Raw genomic sequence first — 13,338 nt, forward strand, 5'->3', positions numbered from 1 at the left:
GGGCCGCGACCGCGCCGACCGCCAGCGCCCGGCCCGCGCCTGGCGACCTGCCGCCCGGCTGCCTGTTCGCGCCGCGCTGCCCGCTGCGGGTGGAGGCGTGCGACGAACGCGAGCCGCCGCTGTTCGAGGTGGGCCCGGGACACCGCGCCGCGTGCATCCGCTGGGACGAGGTGAGCCCGCCGCTTCCCGCGCCCCCGGGCAGGACGGGGCCGGGCGCCCGCGGGCCGCGCACGGTCCTGGCCGTCGACGGGCTGGTCAGGCACTACCCGCTGGTCAAGGGCGCCGTGTTCAGGAGACGGGTCGGCACCGTCCACGCGGTCGCCGGCATCAGCTTCGACATCCGCGAGGGCGAGACGCTCGGCCTCGTCGGCGAGTCCGGCTCGGGCAAGACCACCGCGCTGACCGAGATCCTGGAGCTGACCCGCCCGCAGCAGGGCCGCGTCGTGGTGCTCGGCCGCGACACCGCCGCGCTCACCGCCGCCCAGCGGATGGAGATCAGGCGTGACGTGCAGGTCGTCTTCCAGGACCCGCTGGCCTCGCTCGACCCTCGGATGACGGTCCACGACATCCTGGCCGAGCCGCTGCGCACGCATCGGCGCGGCGATCCCCGGCGGCGGGTCGGCGAGCTGCTCGCCCTCGTCGGGCTGGACCCGGCGCACGCCGCCCGCTACCCGAAGGACTTCTCCGGCGGCCAGCGGCAGCGCATCGCCATCGCCCGCGCGCTCGCGCTGGAGCCGCGCCTGCTGGTGCTCGACGAGCCGGTCTCCGCGCTCGACGTGTCGGTCCAGGCCGGGGTGCTCGGCCTGCTCGGCGCGCTCAAGACCGAGCTCGGGCTGTCCTACCTGCTGGTGGCGCACGACCTGGCCGTGGTGCGGCACATCGCCGACCGGGTGGCCGTCATGTACCTGGGCAGGATCGCCGAGATCGGCCGCGCCGACGCCGTCTACACCGCGCCCGCTCACCCGTACACGCAGGCGCTGCTGTCGGCGATCCCGCTGCCCGACCCGGCCCGCGAGCGCGCCCGCGAGCGGATCCTGCTCACCGGCGAGCGGCCCGACCCGGCCTCCCCGCCGTCCGGTTGCCGGTTCCGCACGCGGTGCCCGACGTTCCGGTCGGTGCTGACCGAGACGGAGCGCGGCCTGTGCGCCGACACCGAGCCCGAGATGCGGCCGCTGGGCGAGGACCAGTCGGCCGCCTGCCACTACGCGGAGAGGCTCGCCGTCGTCTGACCCGGCTCGTACCCATTGGAGGAGAACCACCCATGAAAGCCCCGTTGACAGGCGTGCGGCTCGTCGTCGCCGCCGTACTCGCGCTGACCCAGGCCGGCTGCGGCACGCGCGGCCCCTCCGCCGGCGCGGGGCAGGGCGACGACACGATCAAGGCGTCCGACATCAACCTCCAGCCGCGCGACAAGGTCAAGGAGGGCGGCACGCTGCGCTGGGGCATCAACGAGTTCCCCACCCAGTGGAACCGCAACCACATCGACGGCAACCTCGCCGTGGCCGCGGTGGTCAGCAACGCGCTGCTGCCGTCGGCGTTCACCTCCGACGGCAACGCCAGGCTCTCGGTCAACCGCGACTACGTGCTGGAGGCCCGCATCACCGACCGCAGCCCGCACCAGGTCGTCACCTACACCCTCAACCCCAAGGCCCGCTGGTCCGACGGCAAGCCCATCACCTGGGCCGACTACCGCGCCCAGTGGGAGGTCATGCGCGGCGCCGACCCGGCCTTCCGGATCGTCTCCGCCACCGGCTACCAGGACATCGCGAAGGTCGAGCGGGGCGCGGGCGAGCACGAGGTGGTGGTGACGTTCACCCGGCCGTTCGGCGACTGGCAGGCGCTGTTCGGCCCGCTGCTGCCCGCCTCCGTGAACGAGAACGCCGAGGCGTTCAACTCCTCCTGGGTGAACGCGATCCCGCTGACCGCCGGGCCGTTCAAGGTCGGCGCGCTCGACCAGACCGCCAAGACCGTCACGCTCGTCCGCGACCCCGCCTGGTGGGGGGACCGCGCCAAGCTGGACCGGATCGTCTACCGCGCCGCCGAGCAGGACTCCCTCACCGGCATGTTCGGCAACGGCGAGCTGGACGTGGCCGACATCGGGCCGTCCGCCCCCGACTACGCCAGGGCCAGGAGCGCCACCGGCGCCCAGGTGCGGCTCGCCGCGGGGCCCGACTTCCGCCACTTCACCCTCAACGGTTCCAGCGAGAAGCTCCGCGACGTGCGCGTGCGGCAGGCGATCCAGCTCGGAGTCGACCGGATGTCCATCGCCCGATCGGATCTCCAGGGTCTCGACTGGCCCGCCACGCCGCTCGGCAACCACTTCTTCATGCCGACCCAGGAGGGCTACCGCGACAACGCGGGCAGCTTCGGCGCCTACGACCCGGAGCGGGCCAAGCGGCTGCTGGACGAGGCCGGGTGGAAGCTGGACGGGACCGTACGGAAGAAGGCCGGAGACCCTCTGGACCTGCGGTTCGTGGTGCCGGCCGGGTCGCAGCTCAGCAAGTCGGAAGGCGAGCTGGCGCAGAGCATGCTCGCCAAGATCGGGGTCAAGCTGACCATCCAGGCGGTCCCCGGCGACGACTTCTTCACCAAGTACGTGATCCCCGGCGACTTCGACATCGCGCCGTTCGCGTACATCGGCACCCCGTTCCCCGTGTCGAGCAGCTACGGCGCTTACGTGAACAGCCCCGACGGCAAGACCTGGAACGCCAACCTGGGGCGGTCCGGCTCGGACGACATCGACGCCGCGCTGGACCGCGCGGTGGCCGCGCTGGACCCCGCCAGGGCCCGCGCCGCGGTCAACGCCGCCGACCGGCTCATCTGGGCGCAGGCCAACGTGCTGCCCCTCTACCAGCGGCCGCAGGTGGTGGCGGTCAAGGACACCCTGGCCAACGTGGGCGCCCGCGGCTTCCACGACCTCCGCTACCAGGACATCGGCTTCACGCGCTGACGTCGTTGTCGGGGGCGGCTGGTAGAAGTGTCCGGGTGACCACTTCCGTGACCTGGCCGCAGATCCTGGCGTGGCGGCTGCGCCGTCAGTTCGTGAGCGAGCCCTGCGACGGCGGGCCGGTGGAGGTGGCCCGGCGGCTCTGCGGGGTGCAGGCGCAGGTGGCGTCCTCCGCCCAGCTCGCCGTCGCGGTGCGGAGCGACCGGCCCGACCCCGGCGCGATCGACCGCGCGCTGTGGGCCGATCGCACGCTCGCCAAGACGTGGATCATGCGCGGCACCCTCCACCTGGTGCCCGCCGACACCCTGGCCGACCACTGCGCGGCCCTGAGCACGCTGCGCTTCTGGGAGAAGGGTTCCTGGCAGCGCGGCCACGGCGTCACCGCGGGCGAGATCGAGGCCATCGTCGACACCGTCCCGAAGATTCTCGGCGAGCGCCCGATGACCAGGGAGGAAGTGGTCGACGCGGTCGTGGCGGCCACCGGCGACCGGCATCTGCGCGAGGCGCTCGGCTCCGGCTGGGGCGCCCTGCTCAAGCCGCTCAGCCGCCTGGGCGAGCTGTGCTACGGCCCGCCCCGCGAGGGCCGCGTCACCTTCGTCGCCCCGAGAGCCTGGCTGCCGGGCTGGCCCGGGGCCCTCCCGCCGCCCGAGGAGGCCGGGGTCCGGGTGGTCCGCGCCTTCCTGGGCGCCCACGGCCCGGCGACGCCGGAGATGCTCGACGGCTGGCTGTTCGGCGGCGTCGCCAGGAAGGCCGTGCTCAAGGGCTGGTTCCGCGACCTGGCCCCCGAGCTGGCCGAGGTGGAGACCGGCGACGGCCGCACCCTCCTGGCCCTCGCCGAGCACCTCGACGACCTGGCCGCCACCCGGCCCTCCGAAGAGGTCCACCTGCTGCCCGGCTTCGACCCGTACATCCTGGGCGCCCCGCGCGCCCTGGAGCCGCTCGTCCCAGCGGCAGCCAAGCCCAAGGTGAGCCGCCAGGCCGGCTGGATCTCCCCGGTCGTGGTCCACCGGGGCCGGGTGGCCGGCGTCTGGAAGGCCGAGGCGGGCCGGGTGGAGGCCGAGCTGTTCGAGGACGTCCCCGAGCCGCCGCTCGCCGCCGCGGCGGCCCGCGTCGAGGCCCTGCTCACGACCGTCCGCACCGCGGAGTGACCGGTCCGCCGTGCGACACTCGCGTGCATGGGACGAGCCTTCCGCCAGGTCGACGTGTTCACCGACACCGCCTATCACGGCAACCCGCTGGCCGTCGTGGTCGACGGCGCCGGGCTGACCGACGAGGAGATGGGGCGCTTCGCCAACTGGACCAACCTGTCCGAGACCACCTTCCTGCTGCCGCCCTCCACCGGCGAGGCCGACTACCGCGTGCGGATCTTCACGCCGTCGGGCGAGCTGCCGTTCGCCGGGCATCCCACGATCGGCAGCTGCCACGCCTGGCTGGAGACCGGCGGCGCGCCCCGTGACCCCGGCATGATCGTCCAGGAGTGCGCGGCGGGCCTGGTGCGCGTCCGGCGCGACGGTTCCGGGCTGGCCTTCGCCGCGCCGCCGCTGCTGCGCTCAGGGCCCGTCGACGAAGACCTGCTCGGGCGGCTCGCCGACGGGCTGGGCATCGGCCGGGGCGAGATCGCCGACGCCGAGTGGGCCGACAACGGGCCCGGCTGGGTCGCGCTCCTGCTCCGCGACGCCGACGCCGTGCTCGCCCTGCGGCCCGGCCGCCTTCCCGTCGACACCGGCGTCGCCGGGCTCTACCCCGAGGGCTCTCCTTACGCGTACGAGGTGCGCGCGTTCTGCCCGTACGAGGGCGGCATCGTCGAGGACCCGGTGACCGGCAGCCTCAACGCCTCCCTCGCCCAGTGGCTGCTGCGCACCGGCCGCGTCACCGCGCCGTACGCGGCGAGCCAGGGCACCGCGCTCGGCCGCGCCGGCCGCGTCCGGATCTCCGCCGACGACACCGGCGTCTGGGTGGGCGGCTCCGCGGTCACCTGCGTGACCGGCGAGGTCACGTTGTGAGGTCACGGTTCGCACCTGACGTCAGCGGTGCGGCACGACCTTGAACCGCACCGCGTCGCCGGGACACAGCTGGGCCGCGACAGGCAGGTCCGCGCTCGACACGACCGCGATCACCGGATAGCCGCCGGTCGGCGGATGGTCGCTGAGGAACACGATCGGCTGGCCGCTCGGCGGCACCTGCACCGCGCCCGTCACCATGCCCTCGCTCGGCAGCTCGCCCGCCCGGGCCCGCGCCGGCTCCGCGCCGCGCAGCCGCACCCCCACGCGGTTGCTGTCCTGGCTCACCGTGTACGGGGACGCGCACAGGGTCTCCAGCGCCCCGGGGGCGAACCAGTCGTCGCGCGGCCCGGGCAGCACCCGCAGCACCGGCGGCCGGGGACCGGCGGGCGGCGCCAGATCCACCGTGATCTCCCCCAGCCCCGCGGCCGGGCCGACCGGCAGCACCGTGCCCGCCCGCAGCGGCGGCGGGCCCAGCCCTGACAGCGAGTCGGTCGAACGGCTGCCCAGCACCGGCTCCACCGCGATGCCGCCGCGCACCGCGAGGTAGGTGCGCAGCCCCCACTCCGGCGTGCCCAGCCGCACCTCGGCCCCCTTCGGCACCCAGAACGGCACCCCCATGCCCGCCCCCGCCGCGCCGGACACCGGGCACGGCGCGCCCGCGAGCGCCGCCCACGCCCCTGTCAGGAAGCGCAGCCTGGCCAGCCCGAACGTGACCTCCACGCCCGCCAGCCGCTCCGGGTTGCCGACCAGCCGGTTCGCCAGCCGCAGGCTCGCCGCGTCGGCCGCGCCCGAGGACGGCACGCCGAGGTGCGCGTACCCGTGCCGGCCCAGATCCTGCACGGTCGCGTACGGGCCGGGCGCCAGAACCTCGATCATGCGACCTCGAACCGCACCCGCGTGCCGGGCCGGAACGGTGTCGGCGGCTCGGCCGACACGTCCCACACCCGCGCGTCCGTACGCCCGAGCAGCCGCCACCCGCCGGGCGACGCGGTCGGGTAGACCGCCGAGTACGGGCCGGCGATCGCGACCGACCCGGCCGGCACCGAGGTGCGCGGCGTCGCCAGCCTGGGCACGTGCAGCACCGGATCCAGGCCGATCAGGTAGGCGAAACCGGGTGCGAACCCCAGCCAGCCGACCACCAGCTCCCGGCCGGCGTGCCGGGACACCACCTCGTCCACCGAGATCCCGGCCGCCTCCGCCACCGACTCCAGATCCGCACCGTCGTACACCACAGGAATCGTCACCACCTCCGCACCCCCAAGAGCCGCCCCCGACCTCACCGTCGGCTCCCCACCCGCGCCCACAACGTCGAGCGGCGCGGGAGTGGTCCCCTCAGCCGTACCGCGCCCCGTGGTTCGCTCGGTCGTACCCTCGCGCCCGGTGGGGGTCGTCTGTGGAGTCGCGGTGTCGTGCCCTGTGGGGGTGGTTCGCTCGGTCGTACCGTCGAGGGCTGTGCGGGGTGCTGTTGTGGTCGTGTCGTCTCGCACGGGCTGGTCGTCTGACGGGACGTCGTGGCAGTGGGACAGCAGCGTCTCCAGCAGGCCGCGCAATCTGGACTGGTCGGCGCCGGGGGCCACGACGAGGACCGTCTCGGGTCCCGGCACCACTTCCAGCACCTCCGGAGGCCGCTCGGCGCGCAGGGCCGCGTCGAGCCGGTGAGAGACCTCCAGCGCGCCCGTCTCCACGAGCAGCCCGTGCTCCCCGGCGCGCCGGATCATGCGTACTCCACGACACCCGCGTCACGACTCCCGGCGAAGCCAGGCCCGCGCGCGGCGGCCACCCGGGACGGCAGTCCCGCGACCGGACGAACGGCGGGACGCGGCGCGTCCGTCGTACGGGTGGTGCCCGCGAACCGCCCGCCACGACGGGAGGTCTCGCCGGACGCGCGGCCGAGGGCGGGAGGTGTCATGCGAACGCCTGCAGGACCACACCGGCCTCCAGGAGCCGGTCGCGGACGGCGCGGGCCAGGGCGACCGCGTCGGGCGTGTCGCCGTGGACGCAGATCGACCGGGCGGCCACCGGAACCTCGGTGCCGTCGGCGGAGGTCACCAGCCCTTCCTTCGCCATCCGCACCGCGCGTGCGGACACCGTCTCCACGTCGTGGACGACCGCCCCCGCCGCCCGCCGTGACACCAGCGTGCCCGCGGCGGTGTAGGCGCGGTCGGCGAACGCCTCGCTGACCGTCGGCACCCCGGCCGCCGCCGCCACCTCGTGCACCACCGACCCCGGCAGCGTCAGCACCGGCAGCGAGGGGTTGTAGTCGGCCACCGCGTCGACCACCGCCGCGGCCTGCTCCCGGTCGCGGCAGACCCGGTTGTAGAGCGCGCCGTGCGGCTTGACGTACGAGACCCGCCCGCCCATCGCCCTGGCGATGCCGTCGACGGCGGCGAGCTGGTAGAGCACCTCGGCGCAGAGCTCCTCCGGCTCCACGTCCATCTCCCGGCGCCCGAAGCCGGCCAGGTCGCGGTAGGACACCTGCGCCCCGATCGCCACCCCCCGGTCGACCGCCGCCGCGCAGGTGCGCCTGATCGTCACCGGGTCGCCGGCGTGGAAGCCGCAGGCGACGTTGGCGCTCGTGACGATGTCGAGCAGGGCGAGGTCGTCACCGAGGCGCCAGATGCCGAAGCCTTCGCCGAGATCCGCGTTGAGGTCGATCACCATGGGGTCCATCGTGGCTCCTCCGCGCCCCCGAGGGAGCGGATTCCGCCCTCACGGGCATGCGGAAACGCTATCAGGACGCCTCTCGCGGGGCGACGAACAGGGTCTGAGAAGCCGCGCCGACCTCGCCGGCCGAGTCGTACAGCGTGGAACGGACCAGGCCGCGCCCGGACGGGCCGACGACGGTCTCCGCGTCCATGCAGATCCACTCGCCCTCGGGCGCCCGGAACAGCGAGATCACCAGGTCGACGTTGACGAACAGATGGGTGTCGAAGTCGAGCGCGTAGCTGATGCCGTTGCCGCTGTCGGCGAACATCGCCAGCCGCTCCAGCGGGGTGGTCTCCTCGTCGCTCACCAGCGGCACCCGCGACCGGCCCCAGGCGGTGGCGGGACCGGTCTCCGCCGCGCTGCCGCGGGTGAAACGCCATTCGGTCGCGCGCCCGTACCCGAAGCCCGTCGTCAGCCACGACGGCTCGCTCTCGGACGGCGGCAGGGGCGGCGGCGGGCTGGACGTGCCCGGCGTCCCGGCCTCGCGGATGCGCCAGGCGGTGGCCCTGACGTGCTCGCGGCCGCCGGAGGAGACGGACGCGGCCAGGCACTGCACCCGCTTGCCGTCGCGCACGACCTCGGTGCGCACCTCCAGCTCGCCCACCGGCACCGGCCCGAACACGTCCACCGCGAGCCTGGCCAGATCGAGGCCGGGCCGCGGCGCGGTCCGCGCCAGCTCGTGCGCGATCAGGGCCGTGACGGGGCCGAGGTGCTGGGTACGCGGGTCCCAGGGGCCCTGGGTGTGCTCCGTCGCGCGGTAGCGACCTTCGCTCAGGGGGACGTACATCGCCATACGGGGCAGCCTAGATCCCGTCGGGTATGTCGGCGATGTCGTCGAGGGCGGCGGCGAGCTCGTCGGGGTCGCCGCCGATCCGCTCGGCGATCTCGATCAGCACGTGCAGCACGTCGTGGCGGTCGTGGCCCAGGTCGAGCAGGCGCTGGGCGGCCTCCCACAGCTGCGGCGGGTCGCCCTCCCACAGCCGGGTGGCGATCTCCTCGTGCCAGGCGAGGTGTTCCTGGTCGATGCCGCCCACGTGGTCGATCTCCAGCAGCACCCGCCGGTCGGCCTCGTCGGCGGGGTTGAGCCGGTCGAGGTCGACGCCGTTGTGGGTGCCCTGCAGGAACGGGAACGCGAAGGCCCGCCTGGCCAGCGCCGACAGGTCGCCGTCGGGCAGCAGCCGCACCAGCAGCGACCGGTCCAGCCCGAACGAGGCGGGATCGCGGTACGCCTCGGGGAACTTGCCCGTCGCCTCCCACACCGCGTCCAGCGTGGCCTTCAGTCCCTCGTCGGGCAGGCCCGTGCGGTGCGCGGCGAAGCGCGCCCACGCCGCCAGCACGTGCGGCATCGCCTCCTGCTCGGCCTCCGACAGCATCACCTTGCGCGGCAGCCAGTCGAGCAGGAACGTCTCGCACTTGGTCGGGCTCACCCGCAGCGGCCTGCTGAAGTCCTGGTCGCACCCGTAGTCGATGATGTGGTCGGCGCACCGGGAGGCGGCCGACGGGTCCGACAGGTGCTCGGCGTCGTCGGAGGCGAGGAACTCGGCCGCCAGCATCGCCCGCCGCTCCCTGTTGTACGGGGCCTCGATGTGGAGCGGCGCCGGCCGCTTGCGCCCCGGCGGCAGCGCCTTGAGCCGCGCCCGCGCGAAGGCGTGGTAGGCGCTGTAGCTGTCGCTGACGGGCGGCGGCGTCTTCGGCTCGCCGGTGGCCTTCATGGCCGACTCCAGCAGCGCCCTGGCCTGCTGCGGCTCGATCTCCTCGAACAGCAGCATCGCGTTGCCCGCCGCCTCGGCCCTGGCCTGGTCGAGCAGCTTGTCGACCTGGGAGGACACCCAGGCGTCGCGGGCCATGCCGGACATGTTGTAGTCGACGACCATCACCAGCGCGTGGCGGTCCTGCCGGTTGCGGGCCTCGTCGCCGTTCCACCGGTAGCCGAACGTGCAGATCACCGTGTCCTGGTCGCCGTAGGCGTCGCGCGAGACGTAACAGCCGGTCGGCTTGACCGCGCCGACCCGGTCGGCCCAGCCGGGCCTGGCCACGCCGGACTCCATCATCGCCAGCGCCGCGCCCTCCGCCTTCGCGCCCTGGCGGGCGGTGCCGAGGTAGGCCAGGCAGATCAGCAGCGTCAGCGAGGCGGGAGTGCCGGTCTTGGCGGCGTAGTCGACCAGCCCTTCACCGAGCACCTGTTCGACGTCGCCACCTCGGACCCGGCTGCCCCACCAGGCGCCGATCATGTCGGAGACCATCAGCTCCGCGTCGAGCGGGCTCCGCACGGCGAGCAGCTCGCGTGCGGCTTGGACCATCTCCTTGAAGACGTCGTCAGGCGGAACGCTCTCCCGGGGGTCTCGTCGGTGTCGGCGCACGCCCTCACTCTCTCGCATTCCAGGCGCAAACGGTGCGTAGAACGCGGCCTGATGACTTCGATGTTATCGATGGCTTCGGGGCGGTGGTGCGGAGTTGACGATGGCGAGCAGATGCTCACGCGCGACGCGTTCCACGATCTCGGGCGTCGCCGTGATGCCGAGGTGCTGCGCGCACGCGCACACGTCGGCTACACACCGGTCGATGGTGTCCACCGGCACGGTGAGGAACTCTTCGGCCAGCCGTAGACTGACCGGCTCCCGCAGGAGGCGAGTGGCCAGAGCGAGCATAGGTGTCAAATTCCTCTGGAGACCGGGGGGCAAACCCCCAGGAGTGGACGCAGGCGACTTGCGCTCCCATTTCATCTTTTATCGAGGCAGTGTCAAGGCTCCGAGGCGACTGTGTTCGCTTCTCCGCGGCGGCTTTCGTGCGAAGCTGTCTCCATGCGCATCCAGCTCACGCAGCGCGCCGATGCCGACGAGCTCCTCGGCCGCAGCCCGCTCGCCCTGCTCGTCGGCATGCTGCTCGACCAGCAGGTGCCGATGGAGTGGGCGTTCACGGGTCCGCAGACCATCTCGGAGCGGCTGGGGCACGACCTGACCGCAGAGGAGATAGCCTCCTATGACCCCGAGGCGTTCGCCGCGCTGCTCGCCCAGAAGCCGGCCGTCCACCGCTACCCCAAGTCGATGGCGGCCCGGGTCCAGCAGCTCGCGGCCTACCTCGTGGCGCAGTACGACGGCAAGGCCGAGCTCATCTGGGCCGACGCCGCCGATGGCCAAGAGTTGCTGAAGCGCCTGCTGGCTCTGCCGGGTTACGGCAAGCAGAAGGCCCAGATCTTTTTGGCATTGCTCGGCAAGCAACTGGGGGTCCGGCCGCCAGGATGGCGCGAGGCGGCCGGCGCGTACGGCGAGGAGGAGTCCTACCGATCGGTGGCGGATGTGGTCGACGCCGACAGCCTGGCGCGGGTGCGTGCTTACAAGCAGGCTGCCAAGCAGGCGGCGAAGGCCGAGTAGCCTGATCTTGCTGCGCAACGTGGAGCGATTTTGACAGGATGCGTTGACCGTATGGCGGCCGGGGCTTCCGTCCGCGCATGCCCATCGCCGATGATGTACTGCAGAATCCGGTCGCCCGGAGCTGCGCTACGCCGATACACGATTATGGAGATGTGCCGCGTGGGAGACCCTGGCACGCGACGGAGGTACGGACCATGAGCGCCGAGACCTCCGTTCCCCGTCCCCGGGAGTCGGATGTGGACATCTCAGACTCCGCCCTCCTGAAGGGCCTGCTGTCCGAAGCAGAGTTCGCCTTCGCCTTCTTCGACGTCGAGGGCCGCATCCAGCGGGTCAACGACGTGTTCAGCGATCTTGTCGGCGTGCCCGCCGACCGGCTGGCCGGCCGCGCCCCCGTGGAGGCGCTCGCCGCCGACCTCAGCCAGGCCGTGACGCAGGGCGTCCAGGCCGTCATCGAGAGCGAGGGGCCGGTCGCCGAGCGGCGGCTGCGGGTCCGCTCGACCGAGGGCTCCGACCGTCACTGGTCGATGTCGTTCTCGCCGATCCACGACGAGGGCGGCGAGCTGCGGGCCGTCACCCTGGTCGGGCTCGACGTGACCGAGAGCCGCCAGATCGAGGAGGACCTGCGCCGCAGCGAGGAGCGCTACCGCTCGCTGGTCGAGGCGCAGTCCCAGCTCGTGTGGATCACCACGCCCACCGGCACGGTCGCCGAGGACGCGCCGCAGTGGCGTGCCATCACCGGCCAGGGGCTGGAGGAGTACCTCGCCTACGGCTGGCTGGACGTCGTCCACCCCGACGAGCGCCCGGCCACCGAGGAAGCGTGGAAGGAGGCGCTGCGCGGCCGCACCATGTTCGAGTGGAACTACCGGGTGCGCACCCGCGCCAGCGGCTACCGCCACTTCGAGGTGCGCGCGGTGCCCATCATCCGCCACGGCCGGGTGGTCGAGTGGGTCGGCGCCAACACCGACGTGACCCCGCAGCGCGAGGCCGAGGAGATGCGCGGCAGGCTGACCGACCAGCTCGGCGCCGCCGCCCTGCGCACCGCCAGGCTCCAGGGCGCCACCGCCCAGCTCGCCGAGGCGCTGACGGTCGAGCAGGTGGTGCAGGTCATCATCGATGTCGGCCGCACGGCCCTGGCCGCCGACCGGTCCGCCGTCGCGCTGCTCGACACCGACCGCGCCGCGCTCAAGCTGATCAACGGCGAGGGCATCCCGGAGGCGTCCGGCTCCTCCGGCGAGGAGATCCCGCTGTCCCACTCCAGCGTGATGACCATGGCCGTCAACAGCCGCAGGCCGGTCTTCGCCGAGTCGCCCGTGAGCCTGAAGATGCAGCTCCTGGAGGCCGGCGGCGACGAGCAGGTGCTCGCCCACTACCTCGCCAGCAGCGACGAGCAGGCCTGGGTGGGCCTGCCGCTGCTGGCCGCCGGCCGCGCCCTGGGCGCGCTCCGGTTCTCGTTCACCAGGCCGCAGAAGATCTCCCAGGAGGACGGCGTCTTCCTGGAGGCGCTGGCCGGTCAGTGCGCGCTGGCGGTGGAGCGGGCGACGCTGTTCGAGCGCGAGCACCGCACCGCCGAGACGCTCCAGCGCAGCCTGCTGCCCGACCACCTGCCGGTGGTCAAGGGCCTGGAGCTGGCCCAGCGGTTCCGTTCCGGCAGCCGCCACGTGCAGGTCGGCGGCGACTGGTACGACGCGTTCGTGCTGCAGGACGGGCGGGTCGCGGCCGTCGTGGGCGACGTCATGGGCAAAGGCGTCAAGGCGGCGGCCGGGATGGGCCGCATCCGCAACGCGATGCGGGCGCTGGCGCTGACCAACCCGCCGCCCGCCGCGGTGCTGGCCGGGCTTGACCGGGTCTTCGACGCGACCGAGGAGGAAGACCAGGTCACCACCCTGGCCTACATGGTCGTCGAGCCGGCCACCGGCGAGGGCACGCTCGCCCTGGCGGGCCACCCGCCGCCCGTGCTGGTCTCACCGCAGGGCACGGCGATCCTCTGCGACGCCGAGCCCGGCACGCCGCTGGGCTGGCCGACCAGCCGCCGGCAGTTCCGGTTCGTGGTGCCGCCGGGACACACCGCTGTGCTCTACTCCGACGGTCTCGTGGAGAACCGCAAGCGTGGCTTGGACGCCGGCCTGACAGAGATTTGCAGTGTTGTGACCGAAGCGCCGCCTGAGGTGGTGGCAAATCCGCACATGCTGCTGGATTTCCTGGTTGACGGGATGTTGTCGGGATATGAACAGGATGATGACGTTACTGCGCTGGCCATCCACGTCCCGGCCATCACGAAGAGTGACTGAATGAAACAGTCATAAGGGTTGCT

13 protein-coding genes are annotated in these 13,338 nt (G+C 73.2%); 6 read left to right on the top strand and 7 right to left on the bottom strand.

Features of this window, described 5'->3' with window-relative positions; translation table 11 throughout:
- The 4 genes from ABD999_RS00005 to ABD999_RS00020 form a co-directional block, all read left to right on the top strand.
- Positions 1–1,229: ABC transporter ATP-binding protein (locus ABD999_RS00005; protein WP_345482490.1), on the top strand; the 1,229-nt coding region annotated here is incomplete at its 5' end.
- A 32-nt stretch (positions 1,230–1,261) separates the two neighbouring features.
- Positions 1,262–2,950, top strand: a complete 1,689-nt coding sequence (locus tag ABD999_RS00010) for an ABC transporter family substrate-binding protein (protein ID WP_271279505.1) — start codon at positions 1,262–1,264, stop codon at positions 2,948–2,950.
- A gap of 35 nt (positions 2,951–2,985) precedes the next feature.
- A complete protein-coding gene (locus ABD999_RS00015) occupies positions 2,986–4,095 on the top strand; it encodes a winged helix DNA-binding domain-containing protein (protein ID WP_271279506.1) in 1,110 nt (369 codons plus the stop codon).
- A gap of 27 nt (positions 4,096–4,122) precedes the next feature.
- Positions 4,123–4,950, top strand: a complete 828-nt coding sequence (locus ABD999_RS00020) for a PhzF family phenazine biosynthesis protein (RefSeq protein WP_219551329.1) — start codon at positions 4,123–4,125, stop codon at positions 4,948–4,950.
- Between the two features lie 21 nt (positions 4,951–4,971).
- On the opposite strand, the gene ABD999_RS00025 is transcribed toward ABD999_RS00020, so the two are convergent.
- From ABD999_RS00025 to ABD999_RS00055, 7 genes are all read right to left on the bottom strand, one after another.
- Complete coding sequence (locus ABD999_RS00025; protein ID WP_148030156.1) at positions 4,972–5,826, bottom strand: 5-oxoprolinase subunit C family protein; 855 nt, start codon at positions 5,824–5,826, stop codon at positions 4,972–4,974.
- Positions 5,823–6,668: a 5-oxoprolinase subunit B family protein gene (locus tag ABD999_RS00030; RefSeq protein ID WP_261808386.1), complete on the bottom strand. Its 846-nt coding sequence runs from the start codon at positions 6,666–6,668 to the stop codon at positions 5,823–5,825. Before ABD999_RS00030 ends, ABD999_RS00025 begins: the two co-directional genes overlap by 4 nt.
- Positions 6,665–6,859: a hypothetical protein gene (locus tag ABD999_RS00035; RefSeq protein WP_148030157.1), complete on the bottom strand. Its 195-nt coding sequence runs from the start codon at positions 6,857–6,859 to the stop codon at positions 6,665–6,667. Before ABD999_RS00035 ends, ABD999_RS00030 begins: the two co-directional genes overlap by 4 nt.
- On the bottom strand, positions 6,856–7,611 hold the full coding sequence (locus ABD999_RS00040; RefSeq protein WP_148034384.1) for a LamB/YcsF family protein: 756 nt from the start codon (positions 7,609–7,611) through the stop codon (positions 6,856–6,858). The genes ABD999_RS00035 and ABD999_RS00040 overlap by 4 nt, the downstream gene beginning before the upstream one ends.
- Positions 7,612–7,681: 70 nt before the next feature.
- Positions 7,682–8,449 (bottom strand): thioesterase family protein, encoded by a 768-nt coding sequence (locus tag ABD999_RS00045; protein WP_219551323.1) that lies wholly within the window; start codon positions 8,447–8,449, stop codon positions 7,682–7,684.
- A gap of 10 nt (positions 8,450–8,459) precedes the next feature.
- On the bottom strand, positions 8,460–9,956 hold the full coding sequence (locus tag ABD999_RS00050; RefSeq protein WP_148030159.1) for a hypothetical protein: 1,497 nt from the start codon (positions 9,954–9,956) through the stop codon (positions 8,460–8,462).
- A 123-nt stretch (positions 9,957–10,079) separates the two neighbouring features.
- Entirely contained in the window at positions 10,080–10,304 is a 225-nt protein-coding gene (locus ABD999_RS00055; protein WP_148030160.1) for a hypothetical protein, read from the bottom strand.
- A 153-nt stretch (positions 10,305–10,457) separates the two neighbouring features.
- Here ABD999_RS00055 and ABD999_RS00060 point away from each other — a divergent pair, with 153 nt between their 5' ends.
- Together ABD999_RS00060 and ABD999_RS00065 are read left to right on the top strand one after the other, a co-directional pair.
- Complete coding sequence (locus ABD999_RS00060) at positions 10,458–11,027, top strand: HhH-GPD-type base excision DNA repair protein (protein ID WP_271279507.1); 570 nt, start codon at positions 10,458–10,460, stop codon at positions 11,025–11,027.
- A gap of 194 nt (positions 11,028–11,221) precedes the next feature.
- Positions 11,222–13,315 carry a SpoIIE family protein phosphatase gene (locus ABD999_RS00065; protein ID WP_148030162.1) on the top strand — a complete coding sequence of 698 codons (2,094 nt, stop codon included), beginning with the start codon at positions 11,222–11,224 and terminating at the stop codon, positions 13,313–13,315.
- Positions 13,316–13,338: the final 23 nt, after the last annotated feature.

The organism is Nonomuraea ferruginea (assembly GCF_039540635.1).
In the GTDB taxonomy this organism is placed as follows: domain Bacteria; phylum Actinomycetota; class Actinomycetes; order Streptosporangiales; family Streptosporangiaceae; genus Nonomuraea; species Nonomuraea ferruginea.

What these genes read in the sequence shown, in the direction of transcription:
- ABD999_RS00010 (WP_271279505.1), top strand. Translation starts at nt 1,262, where the DNA reads ATGAAAGCCCCGTTGACAGGCGTGCGGCTCGTCGTCGCCGCCGTACTC.
- ABD999_RS00020 (WP_219551329.1), top strand. Translation starts at nt 4,123, where the DNA reads ATGGGACGAGCCTTCCGCCAGGTCGACGTGTTCACCGACACCGCCTAT.
- ABD999_RS00025 (WP_148030156.1), bottom strand. Translation starts at nt 5,826, where the DNA reads ATGATCGAGGTTCTGGCGCCCGGCCCGTACGCGACCGTGCAGGATCTG.
- ABD999_RS00030 (WP_261808386.1), bottom strand. Translation starts at nt 6,668, where the DNA reads ATGATCCGGCGCGCCGGGGAGCACGGGCTGCTCGTGGAGACGGGCGCG.
- ABD999_RS00035 (WP_148030157.1), bottom strand. Translation starts at nt 6,859, where the DNA reads ATGACACCTCCCGCCCTCGGCCGCGCGTCCGGCGAGACCTCCCGTCGT.
- ABD999_RS00040 (WP_148034384.1), bottom strand. Translation starts at nt 7,611, where the DNA reads ATGGTGATCGACCTCAACGCGGATCTCGGCGAAGGCTTCGGCATCTGG.
- ABD999_RS00045 (WP_219551323.1), bottom strand. Translation starts at nt 8,449, where the DNA reads ATGGCGATGTACGTCCCCCTGAGCGAAGGTCGCTACCGCGCGACGGAG.
- ABD999_RS00050 (WP_148030159.1), bottom strand. Translation starts at nt 9,956, where the DNA reads ATGGTCCAAGCCGCACGCGAGCTGCTCGCCGTGCGGAGCCCGCTCGAC.
- ABD999_RS00055 (WP_148030160.1), bottom strand. Translation starts at nt 10,304, where the DNA reads ATGCTCGCTCTGGCCACTCGCCTCCTGCGGGAGCCGGTCAGTCTACGG.
- ABD999_RS00060 (WP_271279507.1), top strand. Translation starts at nt 10,458, where the DNA reads ATGCGCATCCAGCTCACGCAGCGCGCCGATGCCGACGAGCTCCTCGGC.
- ABD999_RS00065 (WP_148030162.1), top strand. Translation starts at nt 11,222, where the DNA reads ATGAGCGCCGAGACCTCCGTTCCCCGTCCCCGGGAGTCGGATGTGGAC.